General features: G+C 71.7%; 22 protein-coding genes. 9 read left to right on the top strand and 13 right to left on the bottom strand.

The window, feature by feature from the left end:
- Positions 1-63: 63 nt before the first annotated feature.
- Positions 64-1,239, bottom strand: coding sequence for a hypothetical protein (locus ACWD5D_RS27390; RefSeq protein ID WP_451375410.1), 1,176 nt, complete (start codon positions 1,237-1,239; stop codon positions 64-66).
- An 80-nt stretch (positions 1,240-1,319) separates the two neighbouring features.
- Between ACWD5D_RS27390 and ACWD5D_RS27385 the strand changes: the two genes are divergently transcribed.
- A complete protein-coding gene (locus tag ACWD5D_RS27385) occupies positions 1,320-2,948 on the top strand; it encodes a hypothetical protein (protein WP_451375409.1) in 1,629 nt (542 codons plus the stop codon).
- A gap of 78 nt (positions 2,949-3,026) precedes the next feature.
- Here ACWD5D_RS27385 and ACWD5D_RS27380 read toward each other — a convergent pair whose 3' ends face one another.
- The 6 genes from ACWD5D_RS27380 to ACWD5D_RS27355 all read right to left on the bottom strand — a co-directional run bounded on the left by ACWD5D_RS27380 (position 3,027) and on the right by ACWD5D_RS27355 (position 9,997).
- The gene (locus tag ACWD5D_RS27380; protein WP_451375408.1) at positions 3,027-5,627 is read right to left on the bottom strand and encodes a SpoIIE family protein phosphatase; all 2,601 of its coding nucleotides are present in this window, start codon (positions 5,625-5,627) and stop codon (positions 3,027-3,029) included.
- Positions 5,628-5,931: 304 nt separating this feature from the next.
- Entirely contained in the window at positions 5,932-6,360 is a 429-nt protein-coding gene (locus tag ACWD5D_RS27375; protein WP_451375407.1) for an ATP-binding protein, read from the bottom strand.
- Positions 6,361-6,512: 152 nt separating this feature from the next.
- Complete coding sequence (locus ACWD5D_RS27370; protein ID WP_451375406.1) at positions 6,513-6,989, bottom strand: (deoxy)nucleoside triphosphate pyrophosphohydrolase; 477 nt, start codon at positions 6,987-6,989, stop codon at positions 6,513-6,515.
- A gap of 30 nt (positions 6,990-7,019) precedes the next feature.
- On the bottom strand, positions 7,020-7,211 hold the full coding sequence (locus tag ACWD5D_RS27365) for an SPOR domain-containing protein (protein WP_393880811.1): 192 nt from the start codon (positions 7,209-7,211) through the stop codon (positions 7,020-7,022).
- A 491-nt stretch (positions 7,212-7,702) separates the two neighbouring features.
- Positions 7,703-8,455, bottom strand: a complete 753-nt coding sequence (locus tag ACWD5D_RS27360) for a GntR family transcriptional regulator (RefSeq protein WP_451375405.1) — start codon at positions 8,453-8,455, stop codon at positions 7,703-7,705.
- A 180-nt stretch (positions 8,456-8,635) separates the two neighbouring features.
- Positions 8,636-9,997: a DUF4190 domain-containing protein gene (locus tag ACWD5D_RS27355; protein WP_451375404.1), complete on the bottom strand. Its 1,362-nt coding sequence runs from the start codon at positions 9,995-9,997 to the stop codon at positions 8,636-8,638.
- A gap of 109 nt (positions 9,998-10,106) precedes the next feature.
- Here ACWD5D_RS27355 and ACWD5D_RS27350 point away from each other — a divergent pair, with 109 nt between their 5' ends.
- From ACWD5D_RS27350 to ACWD5D_RS27340, 3 genes are all read left to right on the top strand, one after another.
- A complete protein-coding gene (locus ACWD5D_RS27350; protein WP_451375403.1) occupies positions 10,107-11,486 on the top strand; it encodes a serpin family protein in 1,380 nt (459 codons plus the stop codon).
- A 293-nt stretch (positions 11,487-11,779) separates the two neighbouring features.
- Positions 11,780-13,090 (top strand): M14 family zinc carboxypeptidase, encoded by a 1,311-nt coding sequence (locus ACWD5D_RS27345; RefSeq protein WP_451375402.1) that lies wholly within the window; start codon positions 11,780-11,782, stop codon positions 13,088-13,090.
- Positions 13,091-13,744: 654 nt separating this feature from the next.
- Complete coding sequence (locus ACWD5D_RS27340) at positions 13,745-14,326, top strand: Uma2 family endonuclease (RefSeq protein WP_451375401.1); 582 nt, start codon at positions 13,745-13,747, stop codon at positions 14,324-14,326.
- Between the two features lie 479 nt (positions 14,327-14,805).
- On the opposite strand, the gene ychF is transcribed toward ACWD5D_RS27340, so the two are convergent.
- Complete coding sequence (gene ychF, locus ACWD5D_RS27335) at positions 14,806-15,894, bottom strand: redox-regulated ATPase YchF (RefSeq protein ID WP_451375400.1); 1,089 nt, start codon at positions 15,892-15,894, stop codon at positions 14,806-14,808.
- A 183-nt stretch (positions 15,895-16,077) separates the two neighbouring features.
- On the opposite strand from ychF, the gene ACWD5D_RS27330 reads away from it, so the two are divergent.
- The gene (locus tag ACWD5D_RS27330) at positions 16,078-16,650 is read left to right on the top strand and encodes a DUF6542 domain-containing protein (protein ID WP_451375399.1); all 573 of its coding nucleotides are present in this window, start codon (positions 16,078-16,080) and stop codon (positions 16,648-16,650) included.
- 40 nt (positions 16,651-16,690) lie between these two features.
- Here ACWD5D_RS27330 and ppgK read toward each other — a convergent pair whose 3' ends face one another.
- Both ppgK and ACWD5D_RS27320 read right to left on the bottom strand, forming a co-directional pair.
- Positions 16,691-17,455 carry a polyphosphate--glucose phosphotransferase gene (gene ppgK / locus ACWD5D_RS27325; RefSeq protein WP_451375398.1) on the bottom strand — a complete coding sequence of 255 codons (765 nt, stop codon included), beginning with the start codon at positions 17,453-17,455 and terminating at the stop codon, positions 16,691-16,693.
- A gap of 73 nt (positions 17,456-17,528) precedes the next feature.
- Positions 17,529-18,545 carry a 4-hydroxy-3-methylbut-2-enyl diphosphate reductase gene (locus tag ACWD5D_RS27320; protein WP_451375397.1) on the bottom strand — a complete coding sequence of 339 codons (1,017 nt, stop codon included), beginning with the start codon at positions 18,543-18,545 and terminating at the stop codon, positions 17,529-17,531.
- Between the two features lie 251 nt (positions 18,546-18,796).
- On the opposite strand from ACWD5D_RS27320, the gene xseA reads away from it, so the two are divergent.
- The 3 genes from xseA (at position 18,797) to ACWD5D_RS27305 (ending at position 20,972) form a co-directional block, all read left to right on the top strand.
- Positions 18,797-20,005 carry an exodeoxyribonuclease VII large subunit gene (gene xseA, locus ACWD5D_RS27315; RefSeq protein WP_451375396.1) on the top strand — a complete coding sequence of 403 codons (1,209 nt, stop codon included), beginning with the start codon at positions 18,797-18,799 and terminating at the stop codon, positions 20,003-20,005.
- A gap of 9 nt (positions 20,006-20,014) precedes the next feature.
- A complete protein-coding gene (locus ACWD5D_RS27310; protein WP_451375395.1) occupies positions 20,015-20,248 on the top strand; it encodes an exodeoxyribonuclease VII small subunit in 234 nt (77 codons plus the stop codon).
- 133 nt (positions 20,249-20,381) lie between these two features.
- Complete coding sequence (locus tag ACWD5D_RS27305) at positions 20,382-20,972, top strand: malonic semialdehyde reductase (RefSeq protein WP_451375394.1); 591 nt, start codon at positions 20,382-20,384, stop codon at positions 20,970-20,972.
- Between the two features lie 108 nt (positions 20,973-21,080).
- Here ACWD5D_RS27305 and ACWD5D_RS27300 read toward each other — a convergent pair whose 3' ends face one another.
- On the bottom strand, positions 21,081-21,605 hold the full coding sequence (locus tag ACWD5D_RS27300; protein ID WP_451375393.1) for a DUF4245 domain-containing protein: 525 nt from the start codon (positions 21,603-21,605) through the stop codon (positions 21,081-21,083).
- A gap of 126 nt (positions 21,606-21,731) precedes the next feature.
- On the opposite strand from ACWD5D_RS27300, the gene glpX reads away from it, so the two are divergent.
- Positions 21,732-22,766 carry a class II fructose-bisphosphatase gene (gene glpX / locus ACWD5D_RS27295; protein ID WP_451375392.1) on the top strand — a complete coding sequence of 345 codons (1,035 nt, stop codon included), beginning with the start codon at positions 21,732-21,734 and terminating at the stop codon, positions 22,764-22,766.
- A gap of 143 nt (positions 22,767-22,909) precedes the next feature.
- On the opposite strand, the gene ACWD5D_RS27290 is transcribed toward glpX, so the two are convergent.
- A complete protein-coding gene (locus tag ACWD5D_RS27290) occupies positions 22,910-23,284 on the bottom strand; it encodes a WhiB family transcriptional regulator (RefSeq protein WP_451375391.1) in 375 nt (124 codons plus the stop codon).
- 126 nt (positions 23,285-23,410) lie between these two features.
- Positions 23,411-24,136 carry a DUF1707 SHOCT-like domain-containing protein gene (locus ACWD5D_RS27285; RefSeq protein ID WP_451375390.1) on the bottom strand — a complete coding sequence of 242 codons (726 nt, stop codon included), beginning with the start codon at positions 24,134-24,136 and terminating at the stop codon, positions 23,411-23,413.
- Positions 24,137-24,272: the final 136 nt, after the last annotated feature.

The raw sequence follows: 24,272 nt of genomic DNA, 5'->3' as shown, positions 1-24,272 counted from the left end.
GGCACATTCGCGCCAGAGAGAACGTTCGTGGGCGCAAGGCCCCGTCCGTCGACCGGAGTTGAGTCACCCGCACCAGCCTTCCCGGTACGCCCGCCAGTCCGCCTCCGTCGCCGTGAAGTCGACGTACAGGGCGACACCGAAACGGGCCCGGTCGGCGTCGGTGCGGGACAGGCCCAGGCGAACCCCGCGCACGGCGGCGAGGACGGTCTCGGCGCGGGCCCAGTGGCCGAGGTTGTCGTCGTGGTAGAAGGGCAGGCCCATGAGGAGGTCGGTGGTCTTGGGGGTGACCTCCAGGGCGAGGCTCGTCTGCTGGGCCACATAACCGCCGTACAGGCCCTGCATCGGCTGCGCGGTGTCGTACGACATCACGGCGATCTGGTCGACGCGGCGGGCCACCTGGCCGAAATAGGCCTGCGACCACCACTTGGGGTGGCCGGTGAGCGCGCCCGCGAAGGAGTGCAGCGCCGGGAGCGGGTCGATCTGGTGCGCGGCGACGGACAGCTGTGCGTGGCGGGCGCGGGTGAGGGTGCGCAGGCCGTCGAGGAGGGCGAGGTAGTCCCGGTCGCCGGAGTGGAGGGGCTCCAGGTCGAAGTGGGTGCCCTCGAAGCCGGCGTCCAGGATCCGGCGGGCCGAGAGGAGGATCGCGGCGCGGGTCCCGGTCCGGTCCAGGCGCAGACCGTCGCGGTCCTCGCTCGCCAGCTTGTCGCCGAGCCAGGCCTGGACACGGACACCGGGCGCCGCGCGGTGCAGGGCCGCGATCAGCCGGTGGGCCTTGGGGTAGGCCGACGCCGGGAGCGTCCCGTCGTGCTCCAGGGGACCCGCGTGGACGTACAGGTCCCGGATGCCGGTGCCTTTCAGGCGCTTCGCGAGGGCGGTGACGTCCTCGTCGCTCTTGCGGCCGTCGACCCAGGCGTGTCCCAGCCAGAGGGCGTCGCGGTGCCGGGTGCGGGTGTTCTGGTCGGGCGTGCCGGTGTAGTTGAGGCGGAGGGCCGTCTCCGCGGTGAGGAGGGGGAGAAGGAGGGCCAGGAGGGCGGCGAGGAGGATGCGGCGCAGAACGCGGAGGCGGGGACGGCGGGGGGCGGGACGGTGCCCGGGGTCCTGGGGTGGCGCCGGGGTGGGGCGGTGATCAGGAGCCTGCGGTGACACCGACGCGGGACGGTGGCCGGGATCTTGAGCCGGCGCCGGGGTCGGCTGCGGGTGCCCGGGGTCTGCCGTTCCGTCGTGCCGTGGCGTGTCCATCCCGACCCCCTGTTGCGCTCGTCCCCCAGCCGTATCCGCCCCACTCGCGGAGGCGTCCACCTGCCCATACGCTCCAAAATGTGACGTCCTCCCTGAATCGGGGCCGACCCCGGCGTGTCGCGGCGCAGATACGGGTGCGGGTGGCCCATGCCGTGGTGGGTGTCGTCGTCGGGGGCGGATGGCTGGCGTTGCCGGTGATGACGGCCGGTGCGGGAGATCCGGTTCCCGCGACCCCGGACCGGCCGGTCACGAGTGCCGCCGGGCCGGAGCACGAGGCGACGTCGGCGACGGACCTGCTGCTGCCGGTCGCGGTGGTCGGCGCGGCCGGGGTGCTGGCCGGGTACGGCTACCTGCGGCGCACTCGGCGGGCGCGGACCCGGACGACCCCGGGCCTGGTGTCGGCGGCGCCCGCGGTGCCCTCTCCGGCCGAGTCCGAGCGGCAGGCGAGTGCCGCGCTGGTGCTGGCCGACGACTGCGTGCGCGGCAGCAGGGAGGAACTCTCCTTCGTGGCCGAGCTGTTCGGGCAGGAGGAGGCCGAGCCGTTCCGGCACGCCGTACGCGCGGCGGAGACGGAGCTGGCGGCGGCGTTCGCGATATGGGGGCGGTACGAGGAGGGGGTTCCGGCGAACGCGAGGGCCCGGCGGCAGGCGCTCGTCGGCGTGGTCGGGCGGTGCGCGGAGGCCGGGCGGCGGCTGGACTGCGAGGCCGAGTCCCTGGACCGGCTGCGGGGGCTGGAGGAGGGGGTGCGCGAGGCGCTGGGGGTCGCGGAGGGACGGTTCCGGGAGCTGACCGCGCGAACGGCGGCGGCCCAGCTCACCGCCGCCGCGCTGCACGACCGGTACGGGCCCCCGGCGGCCGAACCCGTCATCGGATCCGTCGAACAGGCCAAGGACCGCCTGGTGTTCGCCACCTCCCGGCTCAACGAGGCCCGGCAGGCGGACGACGCGCACGACGGCCGGCGCGCGGCCCGGCATCTGCGGGCCGCCGAGGGCGCGATCACCCAGGCCGGCGTCCTCGTCGGCGGGGTGGAACGGCTCGCGGCGCAGCTACGGGAGGCCGCCGGGATGGTGCCGGCCGCGCTGACCGGCGCAGAGTCGGAAGCCGCGGCCGCACGAAAGGGCGACGTGCCGCTCTTCCTCACCGCCGGTGAATTGCACGCCCGCCTCGCCCACGCCGACGGCGTCCTGTCCGCCGTACGCGAGGAGCTGACCGCGGGACCGTACGACCCCCTGGACGCGCTGCGCCGGATCGCGCGGGCGGCGGAACGGCTGGAGGTGGGCCGGTCCGGGGTGATCGAGGCCGCCGCGCTGCTCGTCGCGCGCAGCACCGTCGGCGAGGCGGAGGACTACGTGGCCGTGCACCGGGGGGCGGTGGGCGCGGAGGCCCGGACCCGCCTGGCGGAGGCGGTGCGGGCACTGGACGGGGGCGTGGTGGCGGGCACACCGACCCCGAGCGGCACTGCCGGGATATCCCTGCACGAGCCGCCCGGCCACAGCGGCGAGGCGGACGCCCTCGCCCGGCAGGCCCGGGAGCTGGCCGAACGCGACGTCCGCATCCACGGCAACCCCTACGCCGCCTCCGAACCCCTGCCCGCCGGCCTCCCGGGCGCCGTCCTCGGCGGCATCCTCCTCGCCGAGGAACCCGACGCCGGCCCCCCGGCCTCCTTCGGCGGCCCCCGGACGCGCAACCGCCGCCGTCTCCTCACCTGACGAGCTGCCCGCTCCGGCGCAGCCGGATCGGTGAGTCCGAGACCCGAGTTCCCTGGCCTGCGTGGGCGGGTCCGGCGGTCAGAACAGGCTCAGCAGGGCCTCCGCCGGATCCGTGAGGACGTTCTCGTCGCCGGGGAGGGGGAGTTCGAACCAGACGGTCTTGCCGCGGGGGGTGCGGCGGGAGCCCCAGGCGGCGCTGAGGAGTCCGACCAGTTGCAGTCCGCGGCCGCCCTCGTCCGTGTCGCGGGCGCGGCGGCGGCGGGGCTGGACCAGGCCGGAGTCCCAGACCTCGCAGACGAGGGTGCGGTCCAGGAGCAGGCGGAGTCTGATGTCGCCCTCGCCGTACCGCAGGGCGTTCGTCACCAGTTCGCTGACCAGCAGCTCCGTGGTGTCGATCAGCCCCTCAAGACCCCAGCTGAGCAGTTGCCCGCGCGCGTACTCCCGCGCCCGCCCCACGCTCTTCGGTTCGCGCGGCAGCGTCCAGTCGCCGACGGACTCGACGGGCAGCCCCTGCACACGGGCCATGAGCAGGGCGATGTCGTCCTCGCCGTGGTGGGTGTCGAGGGTGTTGAGGACGTGGTCGCAGACGTCCTCCAGGGGGCTGGTGGGGTCGGTGAGGGCTCCGACGAAGGCTTGCAGGCCCTCGTCCAGGGGGTGGTCGCGGGACTCGACCAGGCCGTCGGTGTAGAGGGCCAGCAGGGCGCCCTCGGGGAGTTCGACCTCGACCTCCTCGAAGGGCTCGCCGCCCACGCCCAGCGGCATTCCCGGCGGCACGTCGAGCATCAGGGCCGCCTCGCCGGGCTCGACCAGCACCGGCGGCAGATGCCCGGCGTTGGCGAACGTACAGCGCCGGGTGACGGAGTCGTAGACGGCGTACACGCAGGTCGCGAGGTAGACCTCGGAGAGGTCCGCGTCGCGGGGCTGGCGGGCGGCCCGGGTGGCCTGCTGGACGCCGCCGGGGGTGCCGAGGCCGCGGGCGATCTCGTCCAGCGCGGAGAGGACCTCGGCCGGTTCGAGGTCGAGCAGGGCCAAGGTGCGTACGGCCGTGCGGAGTTCGCCCATCGCGACCGCCGCGCGCAGACCGCGGCCCATGACGTCGCCGACCACCAACGCCGTGCGATGTCCGGGCAGTTCGATGACGTCGAACCAGTCGCCGCCGACCTCGGTGGCCGCGTTGCCCGGCAGATAGCGGCAGGCGATGTCGAGACCCGAGGCCTCGGGGTCGCCCGGCGGGAGCAGGGAGCGCTGCAGGATCAGCGCGCGCTCGTGCTCGCGGCGGTACAGACGGGCGTTGTCGATACTGACGGCGGCGCGCGCGGCCAGCTCGACCGCGAGGTCCCGGTCGCGGTCCCCGAACGGCTCGCTGCCCTTCGTGCGGGCGAACCGCGCCAGGCCCAGGACCGTGTCGTGGGCGACCATCGGCACGGCCAGCGTGGACTGCACGAGCCCGCCCTCCTCGGCGGGGACCCGCTGCGGCCGGGCGGTGCGCAGGGCGTCCGCGCTGGGCGAGTTGAAGGGGAAGTGGTGGACCGCGCCGACCGCGACGGACTCGCCGGAGCCGGGGAAGGGTCCGTCGGAGACGGCGCTGGCGAAGGCGACGCGGCGCAGCTCCGCGCTGCCGTCGGAGAGGCCGGGCGGGGTCTCGTCGCCGGTGAGCAGACCCTGGTAGAGGTCGACGGTGGCGAGGTCGCAGAAGCCGGGCACGACGACATCGAGGAGCTCGCGGGCGGTGGTCTCCAGGTCGAGGGAGTTACCGATGCGGGCACCGGCCTCGTTGAGCAGGGCGAGGTTGCGCCGCGCGGCGGCGGCCTCGCGGGCGGCGGCCCGCCGGGCGGTGATGTCGGTGCCGAGCCAGGCGACGCCGATGGGCCGGCCGCTGCCGCTGTGCACGCGGTAGAGGTTGACGGACCAGTGCCGGCGCCCCTTGGAGTCCGGGACGAAGCCCGTGACGTGCATGTCGGTGATCGACTCGCCGGTCTCCAGCACCCGCCGCAGGGTGGCCGCGACCCGCTCGGCCTCGCCCCGCGGCAGATAGTCGTGCACGCCCTTGCCCCGGTGGTCGTCGGGAGTCCCGCCGAAAGTCGACGCGAACCGCATGTTGGCCCGACGCACCCTCAGGTCCGGGTCGATCAGCAGGAAGCCGAAGGGAGATTGGCCGAAAATCGCCTGCGAGGCGGCGAGGTCGGTCTCGATGCTGCGCAGGGTGCGGACGTCCACGACGATGCAGACGGCGGCCTTGTCCCCCTCTACGGTCCGGGTGGGCATGACGTAGACCTCGGCGAGCCCGTCCTCGCCGCGCGTCCCGTCCGCCGTCTCCGGCATGCGGAAGGGGACCACTCCGGTCCACTCCCGCCCGTCGAGGATCTCGGCCATCTTCCGCTGGCCACGGTCACGCAGGTCGGGGTCGATGAAGGCCTCTATGGGGTCAAGGCCCACGGCGCGCTCGGCGGGGATGCCGAAGAGCTGCTCCGCGCGAAGGCTCCACTGGTCGACGAGTCCCCCGGGGCCGATGGAGAAGGACGCGACCTTGATGTAGTCGTAGATGGAGCCGGGCGGACTGCTCTGCCACATGGCGTCCGTGGGCACGTCCGTGGGCATGACTGCACCAGCCGCGGCCTGCTTCCTCGCGCCGTCCGACGGGTCCTCGGACTCCGTGGCCTTCGCTGGTATCTCGCTCACGCGAACCGTCCCCTCCAGCTCACCGCGTCCGGCACCGGTCACCGGAGGCGGCTGCCCGCAGTATCCAGCACTACGGCGCCGCACGACACGGTGTTCACGATCACAGCTCGGTCCAGCCGTGTTTCGGACTGGGCGGTGACAACACTTCCAGTCTTCTAACCAGCGAACACGCCCTCGAATCACGCACCGGGGAATGGTCTGCGCGGCGGGAATCGGCCATGGACGGCACACCGGCGCATGTACACCCCGCGGTGCGCCCCGCCGCCCCGGCATGCCCCCGCCCCCATCCGTGTGTGCCGCCGGTTCACCCGGGCACCGCGAGTTCGAACCAGACGGTCTTCCCGATCTCACCTGGCCGGGTCCCCCAGCGGCGCGAGGAACCGGCGATCAGTTGCAGTCCCCGGCCGCTCTCGTCCTCGGGGTGGGCGACCCGTTCGCGCGGTGGGTCCGGCAGCGGGTCGGAGACCTCCACCAGCAGGGCGTCCTCGATACCGACGGGACGCACCAGGCGTACGCCGATGGGGCCGGTGGCGTACCGCAGGGAGTTGGTCACCAGCTCGCTGACCAGCAGAGCCGTGAGATCGGCCAGGCAGTCGAGCTGCCAGCCGTGCAACTGGCCGCGGACCGCGGCCCGGGCGGTGCGTACCGCACCCGGTTCCGCGGGAAAGGTCCACTCGGCACAGTCGCCTTCGGTGTCGATCACGCCGATCACTTCCCAGGCCTGCGAGCCCACACTTGTCCGTTTTCGCTGGGTTAATTGGGACATACCCGGTATGCGCGAGCCAGTACCGCGCGGGTGGGCGCACAGTGGCACGAACGGCGTACAAGGTGCGTGACCCGGCCCTCCCATGGGGAGAGGGAGGCGCCGAGTGCATCCTGCGTGCTTCAGGAGGGGCCGTGGGGCGGCGGGCCTTGAGGGGCGGCCTTCGCGGACAGCGGGCGCGCGGTCCCCTCACGCGTGCCGGCGGCGAGGCGGGTGGCGATCTCGCGGACCGCGGGGACGTCCTGGTCGAGCCAGGGCACCTCCCAGAGCCGGTCGGGGGTGAGCCAGCGCAGTTCGTCGTGGTCCTCGAGGGGCTGCGGGGCGGCGGAGCCGGGCAGCAGCCGGGCGGTCCACACGTGCAGGGCGTAGGGGGACTTCAGCGGCCACTCCCCCGGCACGCGCTCGACGGTCTCGGCCTCGACGCCGAGTTCCTCGCGCAGTTCGCGTACCAGCGCGTCCTCGGGGAGTTCGCCGGGCTCGACCTTGCCGCCGGGCAGTTCCCAGCGCCCGGCCAGTTCGGGGGGCGCGCTGCGACGGGCGGCGAGCAGTCGGCCGGCGTCGAGCAGCGCGGCCCCGACCACCACGATCCGTTCGGTCATGGTGCGGAGCCTACGGGAGCGCACCGTCGCTCAGTTGCGGGTGCCGTCTCCGTTCTGACCGATGCGCTCGACCCAGTAGAGCTGCTTGTGACCGCGGTCGTCGAGGCTGTCGGCGATCCGCTGGGCCTCGGCGCGGGTCGCGTACCGGCCCACGCGGTAGCGATTGCCGTTGTCGTCCTGCCGTATGACGATCCAGGGCAGGGAGACCGTGCCCTCGCTCATCGCCCCCACCGTTCCTTCTCGCACCGCCCCGCCCTCCCCCGCGTCCGGCTGCGCTCGGAGACCCCCGTGCCGTCCTGGGCCCCCCGCCTTACCCCACCTAAGGAAACCGCAATCCGCATATGCCTGAGCGTACGCCCAACCTTCACGCAGCGAATACGCCTTTTCACAAAGAGGTACGCAACCAGCCAGAACGCAGGGGGCGCACGAGAACGGACGCGCCCCCCTGGGACGCCGATGCCGTGGGGCGGTACATGCCGGACGGACCCCGCGCCACCTGGCAGAACGGCCGAATCGCAGCGGCCCGCACAGGGCGGGACCGCGAGTCGGGCGACGGGGCACACCCCGGCGGCGTACTCGGTGTGCGCTACTTCACAGGCCGTGCGCGGCCCTTCGCAAGCCGTGCGCGGTTCTTCGCGAGCCGTACGCGGTTCTTCGCGAGCCGTACGCGGTTCTTCGCGAGCCATACGCGGTTCTTTCGCGGGTCGCGCGCGCTATCTCACCGGCAGGTGATAGGCGACCCGGTAACGGTCCGCCGGGATGACGACGTCGGCGGTCTCCACCGGGCGGCCGGAGGCGTAGTACGTGCGCTGGATGACGAGGACCACGTGTCCGGGGACGCCGCCGAGGACGTGGAGTTCCTCGGCGAGGCCGGGGCGGGCGCCGACCTCCTCGGTGACGTTGTCGACGATGACGTCGATGGCCCGCATGCGCTCGACGACCCCCATGCCCCCGAGCGGACCCTCCTCCGGGAGCATCACGGGGGTGCGACCGGTGACGGCGAGGGGCTCCCAGGAGGTGGAGAGCATCAGCGGCTCCCCCGCCTCCCGGAACAGATACCTGGTGCGCATCACCCGCTCACCGGGCTTGATGGAGAGCCGCTCGGCGATGACGGCTCCGGCCTCGGCCTGCTCGCTGCGGGATTCCCAGGTGCCGCGCGCCGCCGCGTCGGCCTGCTCCTGCCGGAAGGGCGTGGCGCCACCGGAGGGCCGGTACCCGGAGCGGGCCACGCGCCTCGGCACCGGCCGCTCGCGCACGTACGTCCCCGAGCCGGAGCGGCCCTCGACCAGCCCCTCGGCCATCAGCACCTTGCGGGCCTCCAGCGCGACCGTGTCCGAGACGCCGTACTCCTCGCGGATGCGGGCCTGGGAGGGGAGGCGGGTGTGGGGCGGCAGTGAACCGTCGACGATCTTCTTGCGGAGATCACCCGCGACGCGCAGGTACGCCGGCTGCTCACCGAAAGTCACTGGCCGCTCCCATCAGGTTGTACAGACAGCAACAGACTGGCAACCCTGGGTTGTGCCGTGCAAGCAAAGGCCAGAGAATCACTCGATGTGATGACATACGCCAGGGGAGGGCTTTACCCAGGCACTTTCCCCCCGCTATAGCTCCCCGCTTTACCGGCGGTCACACCACGGCGCGCGCATTCACACCTCGGCAGCCGCGCTTCCGGCGCCGCCCGAGCCGCCCTCACCCGAGCCTCCACCGTCGCTCGAGCCGCCACCTTCACCTGAACCACCGTCACCCGAGCCGCTGTCGTCGTCGGCGGGCGGGGTGGTCTCGAGCCCGAGGGCCTTGCGGGCGGGCACGGACCGCTCCGGGTCGACGGCCCCGAGGCCGGCGCCGTAGTGCTGGTAGAAGGCGTCGGCGTCCTTGGCCATGGCCGCCTTCGCCCACTCCACGCGCGCCTGCTCCAGGTTCGCGGCCAGGGCGGTGACCGGTGTGCGGGCGCTCGCGGGCCAGGAGTGGCCGCGCAGCATCAGGATCTGCTCGGCCAGGGCCTTCGACACCCGCCCGGCCCACGCCTTGTGCCCCGGCAGGTCGTCCTCGACGTACTTCTCGTCCGGCGCCGTGTCCATGGCCGCGTTGAGCACATGGGCGGCCTTCAGGTAGGCGACCTGGTCGGGATCGAGGACGGTCTCGTCGTTGCGCAGCGAGCCGGTGAGGTTCTGCCCCTCGGTCGTGTTGCCGAAGACGCAGGTGACCTCGCGGTCTCCGGCCGCCCAGCTGTCCTCGGTGGGCGTGAGGTAGTAGACGTCGACGTCCGCGGGGACCGCCCAGCCGTCCATCGCGTAGGCGTCCTGGAGGCCGTAGCAGCGCCGGTCCGAGGTGTCGGCCACCGATTCGTCGCCGGGGTAGCCGCCGGCGCCCAGCCGGAAGGAGGCGAACACCTCGCCGTCGTGCTCCCCGGCGCAGGGCACCTCGTCGACGTCGTACGTCTCGCCGCTGAGCCGGCCGCCGGGCGCGTCGAAGCACTCGCCCTTGACGAGCGAGACACTCGCGCCGCCGCGTGCGCCGTCCTCGATCCCCTGCCAGAAGTAGGACGCGCCGCCGGTGGCGAGCAGCACCCACAGGACGATCCCGATCGCGGACAGCACCGAGCCGCCGATCGCCAGCCCCTTGCCGCGCTGCCCCTGCCGCCGGATCTGCCCCAGGGCGATCAGCCCGAGCAGCAGGCCCACGCCCGGCAGGCAGCACAGCACGCCCATCACGAGGGAGGCGATGGCGAGGCCGTTGACGGGCGCCGGCTGGTTGTAGGGGCTGTAGCCCTGCGTCCACGGCTGGTACCCGGGCGGCGCATAGGGGTTGTGCGGTTCCTGCGGGTACGACGGCTGCCCGTACGGGCCCGGCTGCGACGGCTGCGACGACCCGTACGGTCCCTGCTGGGCCAGCCCGTGGGGCCCCGGCTGGGGCGACTGGGGCGGCTGGGCCAGCCCGTGGGGCCCCGGCTGGGACGGCTGGGACGGCCCGTACGGCTGGTGGGGGTCGGGGGGCGGAGGTATGGACACCGGTACCGTGCTCCTGGGTCGGGCGGCGGCAGCCGCGGGAGCGGCGAGCGGCCGACGGCCGTGCAGACGTTCGACAGCGCATGGTAAGCGGGACACAAGTGGGGGCGGAATGAGGGTGGGCAGCCGGTTCGGCGGCGCGACGGTCCAGGCGGTGAACGGCCTCACCGCCCGCTGGGCACACGCCCTTCCCGAGGGCACGGTGTTCTCGGCGCCGGGTGTGTGGCCCCTGCTGGCCTTCCTGGCGGACGGCGCGACGGGGCCGGCCCGGGCGGAGCTGGCCTCGGCGCTCGGGGTTCCCGCGGAGCATGCGGCCGCAGCCGCACGGGAGTTGATGGCCGGGCTGGAGGACGTGTCAGGGCTGGACGCGGCGCTCGGGCTGTGGACGCATCAGGCACTGCGTCTGCGGGAGCAGTGGCGGGCGGGGCTGCCGGCGCGGACGCAGGGGGTGTTCGGGGACGATCTGGTCACCGCGCAGGAGCGGCTGGACGCCTGGGCGGCGGAGCGGACCGGCGGGCTCGTGGAGCGGATGCCGGTGAGGCTGACCCGGGACGCGCGGATGGTGCTGGCCAGTGCTCTGGCACTGCGCACCGACTGGCGGCACCCGTTCACGGAGACGATGCTGCGCCCCGAGGCCGGGCCCTGGCAGGGCCGTTCGCTGCTCGGGCTGCACCGCCGGAGCGTACGGCCGGAACGGGTCGGCGTGACGAACTCGCCGGACGGCTACGTGACCGCACTGACCGTGCCCGGCGACAACGGCATCGACGTCCACCTGGTGCTCGGCGAGGAGCGGATGACACCCGGTCAGGTGCTCGCGACCGGGATCGGGGCCGTACAGCGCACGTTCCCGGTCACCGAGGGCGGGCGGCTCCCGCTCGGACACGTCGGGCCGGGCCTGCACGTGGAGCGGGAGCCGGCCGTCGCGCCGGAGTCGGTCGCGCTGGACGTGACGACGGTGGCGTACGAGGTGCGCGCCGATCACGACCTGATGGCACTGGCCGCCCTCTTCGGGCTGACCACCGCCCAGGATCAGCGCCAGGGCCACTTCCCCGGCATCAGCGACACCCCGCTCGCCATCGGGCAGGCCCGCCAGTCCGCCCTCGCCCGGTTCGGCGCGCTCGGCTTCCGGGCGGGCGCGGTGACGGCGGTCATGGCGGCACCGGGCGGCGTCCCGCAGTACCGCTACGAGACGACGGTCGTCCGCGCGGCCTTCGACCGCCCCTTCGGCTTCCTCGCCGTCGACCGCGCGTCACGGCTGGTGCTGGTGGCGGGCTGGGTGACGGATCCGGTGCCGTACGGCGTGGCGGGGTACACGGGCGCGCGGGGCTTCGCGGACACGCCGGGGTTCGCGAGCCCGCCGGGGTTCACGAGCCCGCCGGGCGCACCCGCGTTCACAACTCCTCCGGGCGCACCCGGGTTCACAAGTCCCCCGGGTGCGCCCGGGTTCACTGCGGGGCCGGGCCTCCCGGGCGCTGTTCCGCCGGCACCCTGACGCAGCGGGCGAGCAGCGCGGTCAGGGTGTCCCGCTGTCCCGCGGCCGCAAATCCATCCAGCGCAGCAAGGTCATGCGCCAACCTCGTCAGCCCCAACTTCTTGGGACGACAACGGACATTGACAAGCGTCACCGGCTGAGCGAACGCTGACAAGAGCACAGGGAGCAGAGCACGCCACATCTGTCGGCGGGAGGAACCAGCATGCCGATCAAGATCGAGATCCGTCCGCCGGACAACAAGAAGACCACGGGCGACAGTGTTGGTGACGACGGCTCCTGATCAGGCGCGGACGATGGACCGTTATCCCACGGTCGCGGAAGTCACCGACTCGGCACGGCAGTTGGTCTCCCGGTTCCCCGGGTCCTGCCGCCTGCGCCGGATCGGCACGTCCCGCGCGGGCCGCCCGATCCTGATGCTGTCCGTGGGACACGGGCCGCGCCACATCCTGGTGGTCGCCCGACCCCACCCGGACGAGCCGGTCAGCGGCGCGACCGCGCTCGCGTTGGCGGAGCAAGTGGCACGCGGTGACCGTCCGTCCCCGGCGACGAATCCCTCCCTCGTCACCTGGAACATCGTCCTGTGTCTGGACCCGGACGGCGCCGCGCTGACGCAGGGAATCGAAGAGGCGACGGCCGGCCCCGACCACACCCTGGGCACGTACTTCCGCGCCGCCTACCGCCCGGTCGCGGCGGAACAGCCGGAGTGGGCGCCGATCGAGTCGCGGCAACTCCCGGAGAGCCAGGCGTTGTTCCAGGTGATCGACGAACTACGGCCGTTCCTCCAGTGCTCCCTGCACAGCGTCGAGGCGGGTGGCAGCTGGGTCCAGCTGACCCGTGACCTCCCCGGGCTCTCCGTACCCTTCCGCACTTCGGCCATGGAACTCGGCATCCCGCTTCAGCACGGCACGTTCGACGCCCTGTACTGGGAGAACCCCGCCCCAGGGATCTACGTCCTGCCTGCGCCGGACGGCACCGCCCGACTGGCCGCCGGGTCCGAGAACATCGCTCTGTCCACCTGGTGCGCACCTCAGCGGTACGACGGCGTCACGGCGATCGTCGAAGTGCCCATGTGGTCGACCGACCTGGCCGACGACCTGTCCCCGCACCCGGAACCGGTCCCCGTCCTGCACGGCCTGTCCCGGCTGGTACGGGAGGAAGGACGACAGGTGACCGCCGTCCTCGACAAGGCCCGCGCATTCCTGCCACCGGCCGAGGACGACCCGTGCAGACGCGTACTGGAGTGGATGGCCGCCGGCCTCTACGACCTGGTCGCCACTTCCTGGGACCCACTCGCCCGGCAGGCCGCCGAAGCCTCGCACCCGGACGACCCGCGCCGACCGACGAAAGCCCAGATCTCCGCCCTGGACGTCGTCGCCCGCCGCCAACCACTGCGCGCCGCAGGACTTCTCCTACGACTCCTGAAAGCGTCCGACGACCCCGCCGCCCCCGGACTGCACCACGACCTGGACGACCTCTTCACCACCTGGTGCACGGACTTCGCGAAATCCCTGCGCCCGCGCTGGGTCCCCGTACACCACCAGGTCCGACACCAGGCCCGCACGGTCGTCGCCACCGCCGAAACCGCCCTGACCGCCCTCGGGTGACCACCCTTGCGCAGACCGGCTCCGGAGCATGGCCGATCCGGCACTGGGTCGTACACGTCAGGCATCGCTCCACCGTCCAGGACACCTCAGCACTCCTGAGATCCAGCCGGATGATCCAGGGCCGACCCACCACAGGGCCGAAGCCCGATGGACTTCTCCGCAACGTCTGCGGCTCGATCGCGCTCACCAACTCCCGCGCCTCGCCCGCAATCCGCCACTCACAGCGCAGGCAGGGATCTGCCACCCGGTAGCCGCGATCCTTCGACGGACGCAGCGATACGGGTAACTCCGCCGCAACGATGCCCGTGAGTGCGGCGCCTCGCCGATGACCAGCACACTCGCCCGGGTCGGCGGGCAGCCCTGTGAGGTCAGCCATCCCGGCACGGGAAACCAGGGGCCCGACTCCGAAGAGTCGAACCCCTTCCGACCGGCATTTTCACCAGACCAGCGACCTGGCGTTGGTTCACCCGCTCACACGCTGAAGCGGGATGCCTACAACAACGCTCTCACCTGCGGAAACGTGCTTCTGAAAGATCCGAATCAGTACAGAATCAGCACCGGCGGCAGGTCCGGGGTTTTCAGGACAGCCCGGAAGGGCGCTCACCCCTTGACGATCTCGTGGCCCAGGCCTCGCCGAGTCGCTACGGTTTAGGCATGACCGCACTGCCCGACTGGATGCGCCCGCCGCGCGCGGAAGGCTGGTTCGCGGAGGACCTGGACCGCCTCCCCGAGGCACCACGCCACACCGAGCTGATCGACGGAGCCCTCGTCTTCATGATGTCGCCCCAGCGGTCCTGGCACGGCCGCCTCGTCACCTCCCTCACCACCACACTCATGACCACCGCGCCCGCCGGTTTCGAGGTCGAACGGGAGATGACGATCCGCCTCGACGAGCGAAACCGGCCGGAGCCGGATCTGCTCGTGACGACCGCGCCGTACGACCCGGACCGCACGTGGTACGCGCCGGAAGAGGTCCGGCTCGTCATCGAGGTCGTCTCACCGGAATCCGCCCACCGTGACCGCACGGTGAAGCTGCACAAATACGCAGAAGCCAGGATTCCTCACTATTGGTGCATCGAGGAAGAGGACGGCGCTCCTGTCGTACACGTCTACGAACTCGACGCACCGACTGGCGTCTACGCGCCCGCGGGTATCTTCCGGGGCACTCTCGAGCGCCCGGTGCCCTTCGAGATCAACCTGGACCTCGACAAGCTCACCCCACCGCGGGGCAACTGAAGTCAGCACAGGAACGCGGAAGGGGCCGGGCTCGCCAGAGCCCGACCCTTTTTGACCTGCACGCTTGACGAATCATCTAGCGCGCAGTCACGCAGCGATCACAATCGTCCGGACCTCCAGCCTGACCTGCGGCGAAGCCGCGCCCAAGCCTTTGACTAGGGATGTCACCGTTGACTGCTTGGCCTCCGATGGCCGGGCCATCCACGAATTCTGCGGACTGGGAGAAGGACTTACCGGGACCCGCCGCGATGGCAGGTGACAAGGGGCGTCGGCTCAGTCGACTCAGTCGGCTGTGCCAGGCTCCACGACCCACTCGGCTTTCAGCCCGCTCATGTACGACACCTGAGCACTCTGACGTCGGGGCAGAAAATCCGGCACCAATCCAGCACGGGATTGCCGAAGGGGCCGGACTCGTGAGAGTTCGACCCCTTCTGACCCGTGTGTTTGCCACGTCAGCGGCGCGGGCTCGCTTCATCCGCTCACACGTTGAAGCGGAACTCCACCACATCCCCGTCCCGCATCACGTACTCCTTGCCCTCCATGCGCGCCTTGCCCTTGGCGCGGGCGTCGGCGACGGAGCCGGTTTCGACCAGGTCGTCGAAGGAGATGACCTCGGCCTTGATGAAGCCCTTCTGGAAGTCGGTGTGGATGACACCGGCGGCCTCGGGGGCGGTGGCGCCCTTCTTGATGGTCCAGGCGCGGGACTCCTTGGGGCCGGCCGTGAGGTAGGTCTGCAGGCCGAGGGTGTCGAAGCCGACGCGGGCGAGGGTGGCCAGGCCGGGCTCGTGCTGGCCGACGGACTCCAGCAGTTCCAGGGCCTCCTCCTCGTCCAGCTCGGCGAGGTCCTGCTCCAGCTTGGCGTTCAGGAAGATCGCCTCGGCGGGGGCGACCAGGGCGCGCTGCTCGTTCTTGAAGTCGTCGTCCATCAGCTCGTCCTCGTCGACGTTGAAGACGTAGAGGAACGGCTTGGTGGTGAGCAGGTGCAGGTCGTGGAGGAGCTCCTCGTTGCCGGAGCCCTGGACGATGCCCGCGGAGAACAGTGTGTCGCCCTTCTCCAGGATCTCCTTGGCCTCCTCGACGGCCTTGACCTTCGGAGCGACGTCCTTCTTGATCCGCGACTCCTTCTGGAGGCGGGGCAGGACCTTCTCGATGGTCTGGAGGTCGGCGAGGATCAGCTCGGTGTTGATCGTCTCGATGTCGTCCTTCGGCGAGACCTTGCCGTCGACGTGGACGACGTTCTCGTCCTTGAAGGCGCGGATGACCTGGCAGATCGCGTCGGACTCACGGATGTTCGCGAGGAACTTGTTGCCCAGGCCCTCACCCTCGGAGGCGCCGCGCACGATGCCGGCGATGTCGACGAAGTCGACCGTGGCCGGAAGGATGCGCTCGGAGCCGAAGATCGAGGCCAGCTTGGCCAGCCGGGCGTCGGGGACGCCGACGACGCCGACGTTCGGCTCGATCGTGGCGAACGGGTAGTTGGCCGCCAGCACGTCGTTCTTGGTCAGGGCGTTGAACAGGGTCGACTTGCCGACATTGGGCAGGCCGACGATTCCGATCGTGAGCGACACGTTGCGACTTCCCGTAGATGAGTGGGCCAGGGGGTGCCAGGGGCCAGAGACCGACACTGACCGATCCCCCAGTTTACGGCGTCCCGGCGGCGGGCTTCCGCGAGCATCGAACGCCTGGCCAAGCCGTCCTCACCGGCGTGTCTGATGGGTGATTCGGCACATAAACAGACCTAAGTTGGTCCAATGGAGCAATACAGAACGCGACCTCCGAACGACGGACCGCGACGTGGCACGCCGCCACCTGCGCATCTGCCGCCCGGGCAGCTGCCGCCGCAGGCACGGCGCCGCCCGGCCGACGTGCGCAGGCCCGCTCCGGCGGCGCAGCGGGACCCGCGGCAGGTCCGGGTCGCCCGGCCGACGCCGCCCGTCCGGCGGGTGCCGAACCCCCGGCTGACCGGGCTCGGCGGGGGTCTGTTCTGCACGGCGGCCATGTTCCTGCTGGGCTGCCTGGACCACCTGCTGTTCGGGGGGTCCCTCACCGTGTACGGCGTGCTGTTCCTGCCGGTGTGCGTGCTGACCGCGCTGTGGATGCGCGGCGGTGACCTGCTGACCGCGCCGGTGGTCGTGCCCATCGCCTTCGCCGTGGGCCTGTTCCCGGTCGCCGACGGCGGCACGGGGTTCCTCAGCCGGATGATGGGCCTGGTCACCGGGCTCGCCACGCAGGCGGGCTGGCTGTACGGGGGGACGCTGGTCGCCGGGGTGATCGTGCTCGTACGCCGGGTGCGGTGGGTACGGAGGCGACGGCGCCGCGGCTGACTGGTCCTGTACGTCCTGTACGTCCTGCCCCTGCGCGCCCCTACCCCTGCCCGCCCGCCTGCTGGATCTGGGACACCCGCATCGCCGCACCGACGATCCCCGCGTTGTTCTCCAGCTGCGCCGGGACGATCTCGGCCTTGATGCCCTCGATGAGCGGCACGAACTTGTCGGCCTTGCGGCTCACCCCGCCGCCGATGATGAACAGCTCGGGCGAGAACAGCATCTCGACGTGCGCCAGGTACTTCTGCACGCGGCGCGCCCAGTGCTCCCAGGTGAGGTTCTGGTCCTCCTTGGCCTTGCTCGAGGCCCGCGTCTCCGCGTCGTGCCCGTTCAGCTCCAGGTGACCCAGCTCCGTGTTGGGGATCAGGACGCCGTCGGTGAAGACGGCGCTGCCGATGCCCGTGCCGAAGGTGAGCAGGATGACCGTGCCCCGTCGGCCCTGGCCGGCGCCGAAGTGCATCTCGGCGACGCCCGCCGCGTCCGCGTCGTTGACCACCGTCACCGGCAGGCCGCCGAGCCGGCCGCTGAACAGGGCACGCGCGTCCATGTCGACCCAGCTCTTGTCGACGTTGGCCGCTGTACGAATCGTGGCGCCACCGGTGACCACTCCGGGGAAGGTCAGGCCCACGGGGCCCGTCCAGCCGAAGTGGTCGACCACCTGTTTCACCCCGTCGGCCACGCCGTCCGGTGTCGCCGGGTGCGGGGTGAGCACCTTGCACCGTTCCTGGGCCAGGTCGCCCTTCCCCAGGTCCACTGGGGCACCCTTGATCCCGGATCCACCGATGTCCACGCCGAAGATCTGCATGGCTCCACGTTACGACGCACGACTGACCGTCACGCCCCGGACCTACGGGACGGGGTGCGGGACGTGGAGACGCTCACGCGTCCGCCGTGCCCGTGCCGCCGCGCTCGGCGACCAGGGCTGCGGCCTCTTCACGCAGGTCGCGGCGGAGTTCCTTGGGCAACGAGAAGGTGATGGACTCCTCGGCGGCCCGGACCAGCTCGACGTCGCCGTACCCGCGCTCGGCGAGCCACTGGAGGACCTGCTCGACCAGGACCTCGGGGACGGAGGCGCCGGAGGTGACGCCGACCGTGGTGACGCCCTCCAGCCAGGCCTCGTCGATCTCGCCGGCGAAGTCCACCAGGTAGGCCTCACGGGACCCGGCGAGCTTCGCGACCTCGACCAGCCGCTTGGAGTTCGAGGAGTTCCGCGAGCCGACGACGATGACCAGCTCGGCCTCCGCGCCCATCTGCTTCACGGCGAGCTGGCGGTTCTGGGTGGCGTAGCAGATGTCGTCGCTGGGCGGGGAGACCAGCCCGGGGAACTTCGTCTTCAGGGCGTCGACGGTCTCCATGGTCTCGTCCACGGAGAGGGTGGTCTGGGAGAGCCAGACCACCTTCGACTCGTCGCGGACCTGGACCTTGGCGACGTCCTCGGGGCCGTCGACGAGCTGGATGTGTTCGGGGGCCTCGCCGGAGGTGCCGATGACCTCCTCGTGGCCCTCGTGCCCGATCAGGAGGATGTCGTAGTCCTCGCCCGCGTAGCGGACGGCTTCCTTGTGGACCTTGGTGACCAGGGGGCAGGTCGCGTCGATGGTGGCCAGGCGGCCCTGGCGTGCCTCCTCGTGGACGACCGGGGCGACGCCGTGCGCGGAGAACATCACGATGTTGCCCGGCGGCACCTCCTCCGTGCGCTCGACGAAGATGGCGCCCTTCTTCTCCAGGGTCTGCACGACGTACTTGTTGTGGACGATCTCGTGGCGGACGTAGATCGGGGACCCGTACTGTTCCAGGGCCTTCTCGACGGCGATCACGGCGCGGTCCACACCGGCGCAGTAGCCTCGAGGGGCGGCGAGCAGGACACGGCGGCCAGGCGAAGCGGTCATGGGACCCATCGTAAGGCCGCGTTCGGGGGCCCCGGGATCGCGTGCCGGTGCCGTCCCCGGGACGACGGGGCGTAGTCCCCCCGCGGTCGCGTGTGCGCGGCCGTACGACCGACGGCCGCGCAGTCCCCCAGAGGCGCGCGTGAACCGCGCGACAAGCCACGACGGCGCCGCACCCGCCCCCGGAGTCGGCCGGCACACCCTCGGCGCGTAGCCCCTCTGCACATACCCACACTGTCAGTACGGCCCATTACGCTCGGCGCATGGCTGTGAACACGTCGTCCGAAGCGCCCCTCCCCGTCGGTGAGGTCTCCCGGCTGATCGGCGGGTGGATCGACCGTCTCGGGGCCGTGTGGGTCGAGGGGCAGATCACGCAGTTGTCGCGGCGGCCCGGCGCGGGGGTCGTGTTCCTGACCTTGCGGGACCCGTCGTACGACATCTCCGTCAGCGTGACGTGCTACCGGCAGGTGTTCGACGCGGTCGCGGACGTCGTCGGCGAGGGCGCCCGCGTCGTCGTCCTCGCGAAACCCGAGTGGTACGCGCCGCGCGGGCAGCTGTCGCTGCGGGCGGCCGAGATCAAGCCTGTCGGGGTCGGCGAGCTGCTGGCGCGGCTGGAGCAGCTGAAGAAGACGCTGGCGGCCGAGGGGCTGTTCGCGCCGGAGCGGAAGAAGCCGCTGCCGTTCCTGCCGCAGCTGATCGGGCTGGTCTGCGGGCGTGCCTCCGCCGCGGAGCGGGACGTGCTGGAGAACGCCCGGCACCGGTGGCCCGCCGTCCGCTTCGAGGTGCGCAATGTCCCCGTGCAGGGCGTGCACGCCGTCCCGCAGGTCGTTCAGGCCGTGAAGGAGCTGGACGCGATCGAGGACGTGGACGTGATCATCGTCGCGCGGGGCGGCGGCAGTGTGGAGGATCTGCTGCCGTTCTCCGACGAGCAGCTGGTGCGGGCGGTGGCGCAGTGCCGTACGCCGGTCGTCTCCGCGATCGGGCACGAGCCGGACAATCCGCTGCTGGACCACGTCGCCGACCTGCGTGCGTCCACGCCCACCGACGCGGCCAAGAAGGTCGTACCGGACGTGGGCGAGGAGTTCGAGCGGGTGCGGATGCTGCGGGACCGGGCGCGGCGGTCCGTGCGGGCGCTGGTGGAGCGGGAGGAGCGGGGGCTCGCGCACGCGCTGGCGCGGCCCTCGATAGAGGATCCGCACCGGATGGTCGACGAGCGCGCCGATCATGTCGCCGCGCTGCTGGACCGCGGCCGGCGCACCCTCGGCCACCTCCTGGACCGCGCCGACTCGGAGCTGACGCACACGCACGCGCGCGTGGTGGCCCTCTCCCCCGCCGCCACGCTCAAGCGGGGCTACGCGGTGCTGCAGAAGGCCGACGGCCACGTGGTGCGCGATCCGCAGGACGTGACGGAGGGCGAGACGCTGCGCGCGCGGGTCGCCGAGGGCGAATTCTCGGTACGTGTCGATGTCTAGGGTGGGTGGATGACCAGCAAGGTGGATGAGGCGCTCTCGTACGAGCAGGCGCGGGACGAGTTGATCGAGGTCGTACGGCGGCTGGAGGCCGGCGGTACGACGCTGGAGGAGTCCCTGGCGCTGTGGGAGCGCGGCGAGGAGCTGGCCAAGGTGTGCCGGCGCTGGCTGGAGGGGGCGCGGGCCCGGCTGGACGCGGCGCTCGCGGAGGAGGAGGCCGGGGAGACCGGGGAAGGGAGCGAGTAGGCGCCGCGCGGGGATGTGAAGCGGATCACCACACCCCAGTTTTTGTTGAAGGTTGAACTTCCCTCGCGTAGGGTCATTCCTGTCAGCCGGTCCGGGCAATCACGGACCGGACGCGCATCAGAGGAAGTCACGCATGTCTCTCGTTCTTGACCCCGCCGCCCAGGACCTGCTGTTCCGCGAGGCCCGTACCGCGAACAGCTTCACCGACGAGCCGGTGACCGAGGAGCAGATGCAGGCGATCTACGACCTGGTCAAGTACGGCCCGACCGCCTTCAACCAGAGCCCGCTGCGCATCACCCTGGTCCGCTCCGACGAGGCCCGCGAGCGCCTGGTGCAGCACATGGCCGAGGGCAACCAGCCCAAGACCGCCGCCGCCCCGCTGGTCGCGATCCTCTCCGCGGACAACGAGTTCCACGAGGAGCTGCCGGCCCTGTTCCCGCACTTCCCGCAGGCCAAGGACGTGTTCTTCAGCGAGCGTCCGGCCCGTGAGGGTGCCGCCGCGCTGAACGCCTCCCTGCAGGCCGCCTACTTCATCATCGGTGTCCGCGCCGCGGGCCTCGCCGCCGGCCCGATGACCGGCCTCGACTTCGAGGGCGTCCGCAAGGAGTTCCTGGACGACGACCACACCCCTCTGATGGTCGTCAACATCGGCAAGCCGGGCCCGGACGCCTGGTTCCCGCGCTCGCCGCGCCTGGCCTTCGACGACGTCGTCACGACCGTCTGAGCCGCCCACACACGCGAAGAGGCCCCCGGTCCTGCCGGGGGCCTCTTCGCGTGTTCTCCCGCTTTCTCCCGCTTCTCCCGCGCGCGTTCCCCGCTCGGGCCGCGACTCCTACTTCAGCCGCAGCGCCGTCGCCATCGCCGTCAGCTGGTCGAAGGGGGCAGTACCCGCGACCACGGTCGTGGAGCCGGGGGTGTCCTCCAGGACGAGGGCGTCGTAGCGGCCGCCCGTGTAGCGGGTCCAGGTGCGGCCGTCGATCCGCTCGGTCCGCTTGGTCGCCGAGGCGCCCTGGCTGGCCTGGTCGATGACGTCGGCACGCTTCCCGGCGGACTGCTCGACCTGCACGTACTGGCCGTCGGGGCCCTGGAAGCCGAGGTGCCAGCGGTCGCTCTCCTCGCCCTGGAAGCGGACGGAGGTCGCCTTCCAGGTGTCCGGCAGCCCCTCGGGGGCCGCCACCGGGTAGCTCGCCGCCCGCCGTGCCGTGAGCAGCTCGACCCGGTAGTCGACCCGCTTGACGTCGGGAGCGTGATCGTCGTGCGGGACGAAGACGTAGATGACCGCCGCCGCGATACCGATCAGGGCCAGGGAGAGAATCATGTCCCGGACCGTCTTCTGCTTGCCGTTCGAACCTGCCACGCCCCCTATCGTCGCAGGCGTCCCCGGCGCTCATCCGTGGGGTCCCCTGCTCATTTTGTCGGCCTAACGATAGAGTCGGGGGCATACCCTCATCCGGCCGTCGTCGTATCAGAAAGGTGCGCTCCGATGACCGAGCATCATCACTTGCCGTCCGAGCTCGACGTACCCTCCGAGGCTCCCGACCGCAACCTCGCCCTGGAACTCGTCCGGGTGACCGAAGCCGCGGCGATGGCCGCGGGCCGCTGGGTCGGCCGCGGCGACAAGAACGGCGCCGACGGCGCAGCGGTGCGCGCCATGCGGACCCTCGTCTCCACCGTGTCGATGAACGGCGTCGTCGTCATCGGCGAAGGGGAGAAGGACGAGGCCCCGATGCTCTTCAACGGGGAGCGCGTGGGCGACGGCACCGGGCCCGAGGTCGACATCGCCGTCGACCCGATCGACGGGACCACGCTGACGGCCAAGGGCATGCCGAACGCGATCGCCGTCCTCGCGGCCACCGAGCGCGGCGCCATGTTCGACCCGTCCGCCGTGTTCTACATGGACAAGCTGGTCACCGGCCCCGAGGCCGCCGACTTCGTCGACATCGACGCGCCCGTCTCCGTGAACATCCGCCGCATCGCCAAGGCGAAGCGGTCCGCGCCCGAGGACGTCACGGTCGTCATCCTCGACCGGCCGCGGCACGAGGGCATCATCAAGGAGGTCCGCGAGGCCGGCGCGCGCATCAAGCTGATCTCCGACGGCGACGTCGCCGGCTCGATCCTGGCGCTGCGCGAGGGCACGGGCATCGACCTGCTGCTCGGCGTCGGCGGTACGCCGGAGGGCATCATCTCGGCGTGTGCCGTGAAGTGCCTGGGCGGCACCATCCAGGGCAAGCTGTGGCCCAAGGACGACGCGGAGCGGGCCCGTGCGATCGACGCCGGGCACGACCTGGACCGGGTGCTGACGACCGAGGACCTGGTGCGGGGCGAGAACGTGTTCTTCGTCGCCACCGGTATCACCGACGGTGAGCTGATGCGCGGGGTTCGCTACCGGTCGGAGACGGCGACGACCGACTCCATCGTGATGCGGTCCAAGTCCGGCACCGTGCGGCGGATCGACTCCGAGCACCGGCTCAGCAAGCTGCGGGCCTACAGCGCGATCGACTTCGATCGGGCGAAGTAGCACCTGCCCACGGGCGGAGGCCGCGCGTCCGTCGGCGGGAGCGAGGCCCTCGCGGCTCGTCGCGCCCGCACGACGGGGACACGGCCCCGTCCCCCTGAAGAGCCTGGGCGCCCTCGGTGCGGAGAGGGCGCCCTTGCTCATGTCTAACCCGCCATGCGGTTCTCCGTCGCCCGCGCCGCCTTCTTCAGTTCCACCTCGCGCCGGCGGCGCCGGGCCAGGACCACGCGGCGCTCCGCCGCCGTGAGGCCGCCCCAGACGCCGTAGGGCTCGGGCTGGAGGAGGGCGTGTTCGCGGCACTCGACCATGACCGGGCAGCGGGCGCAGACGCGCTTGGCCGCCTCCTCACGGGAGAGCCGGGCGGCCGTGGGCTCCTTCGACGGGGCGAAGAAGAGGCCGGCCTCGTCGCGCCTGCACACCGCGTCGGTGTGCCACGGTGTGTCCTGGTCCCTGTCGCGCGCTGGCACCCGCTGGGCCGGAGCGACAGCTACCTGCAAGGACGAGGGCGGCGGTTGCAGCACGGTCTACTCCTGACGACGGATTCGCGAGCGAGAGACGATGCAGCAGCCCTACCCGCTGTGCGCGCGCCTATGCACTGCGTTCCCAACCGTCGGCGTGCGGCGTCTTGTTCGCGCCCCTCGTGGCCGTCAACGATCCAGGTGTCTGCGCAGCTTCCTGTCGAGCTTGCTCTGGACCCGCTCCTGAACGCGCTCGTGGACCCGCTCGAGGATGTCCGAGACGAGCTTGCCGCGCTTGGGGCGCGCCTCGACGTTGCCGAGAACGGCCCAGCCGTCGACGTAGACCACCGGGGCGTCCGACTCGGGCGAATCCAGGGGGTGAACCTCGAAGTTGCCGAGGACGCCGCCGCCGGTGCCGCGCAGCGACACGTTCTCCGGGACGCGGATCTGGACGTCGCCGAAGACCGAGACGGCCTTGATCACGACCTGCTGGTACTCGAAGATCGCCTCGCTGAGGTCGATCTCGACGCTGCCGAAGATCGCGAACGCGTGCAGCCGGCGCCCGGCGCGCCAGCGGCCCCGGCGCATGGCGCTGCTGAAGACGGCCACCACGCTGGCGTCGGCCTCGGCGGGGATCGCGCCGGGCTCCGGGCGGGACGGCGCGCGCGTGTACGCGGGGGCGGCCGCCTGCTGGTGGGCGGCGGGCAGGTCGCGGATGAAGGTGTCCAGCTCGCCGACCGTCTTGGTGTGCAGCACCCCCTCCACGCGCTCGGCGTGCTCCTCTGCGGTCAGCCGGCCTTCGGCGAGGGCGTCGCGGAGGATGTCGGTGACACGGTCGCGGTCGGCGTCCGAGGCGCGCAGGTCGGACACGCTCGGCGCGGCGTCCTGGGGCTGGGCGTGCTTGTGAAGGTCCACGAAGGCAGCGTACCGAAACGCGATAGATCGCGACTAGGGGGTGTGGACGACCCGCCGACCCGCGTCATGTCCTGCGGGCGCCGCGCGATCGAACCGACTGAGCCTTACCTCACAGGCTCCGTGTCGGCGGCAGGTT

The organism is Streptomyces sp. NPDC002520, from assembly GCF_053595235.1.
This window is presented reverse-complemented; position numbering and strand designations above follow the sequence as displayed.

Coding starts and splice junctions, on each gene's coding strand:
- ACWD5D_RS27390 (WP_451375410.1), bottom strand. CDS start 1,239: ATGGACACGCCACGGCACGACGGAACGGCAGACCCCGGGCACCCGCAG.
- ACWD5D_RS27370 (WP_451375406.1), bottom strand. CDS start 6,989: ATGACCGAACGGATCGTGGTGGTCGGGGCCGCGCTGCTCGACGCCGGC.
- ACWD5D_RS27365 (WP_393880811.1), bottom strand. CDS start 7,211: ATGAGCGAGGGCACGGTCTCCCTGCCCTGGATCGTCATACGGCAGGAC.
- ACWD5D_RS27350 (WP_451375403.1), top strand. CDS start 10,107: ATGAGGGTGGGCAGCCGGTTCGGCGGCGCGACGGTCCAGGCGGTGAAC.
- ACWD5D_RS27345 (WP_451375402.1), top strand. CDS start 11,780: ATGGACCGTTATCCCACGGTCGCGGAAGTCACCGACTCGGCACGGCAG.
- ACWD5D_RS27340 (WP_451375401.1), top strand. CDS start 13,745: ATGACCGCACTGCCCGACTGGATGCGCCCGCCGCGCGCGGAAGGCTGG.
- ACWD5D_RS27330 (WP_451375399.1), top strand. CDS start 16,078: ATGGAGCAATACAGAACGCGACCTCCGAACGACGGACCGCGACGTGGC.
- ppgK (WP_451375398.1), bottom strand. CDS start 17,455: ATGCAGATCTTCGGCGTGGACATCGGTGGATCCGGGATCAAGGGTGCC.
- ACWD5D_RS27320 (WP_451375397.1), bottom strand. CDS start 18,545: ATGGGTCCCATGACCGCTTCGCCTGGCCGCCGTGTCCTGCTCGCCGCC.
- xseA (WP_451375396.1), top strand. CDS start 18,797: ATGGCTGTGAACACGTCGTCCGAAGCGCCCCTCCCCGTCGGTGAGGTC.
- ACWD5D_RS27310 (WP_451375395.1), top strand. CDS start 20,015: ATGACCAGCAAGGTGGATGAGGCGCTCTCGTACGAGCAGGCGCGGGAC.
- ACWD5D_RS27305 (WP_451375394.1), top strand. CDS start 20,382: ATGTCTCTCGTTCTTGACCCCGCCGCCCAGGACCTGCTGTTCCGCGAG.
- glpX (WP_451375392.1), top strand. CDS start 21,732: ATGACCGAGCATCATCACTTGCCGTCCGAGCTCGACGTACCCTCCGAG.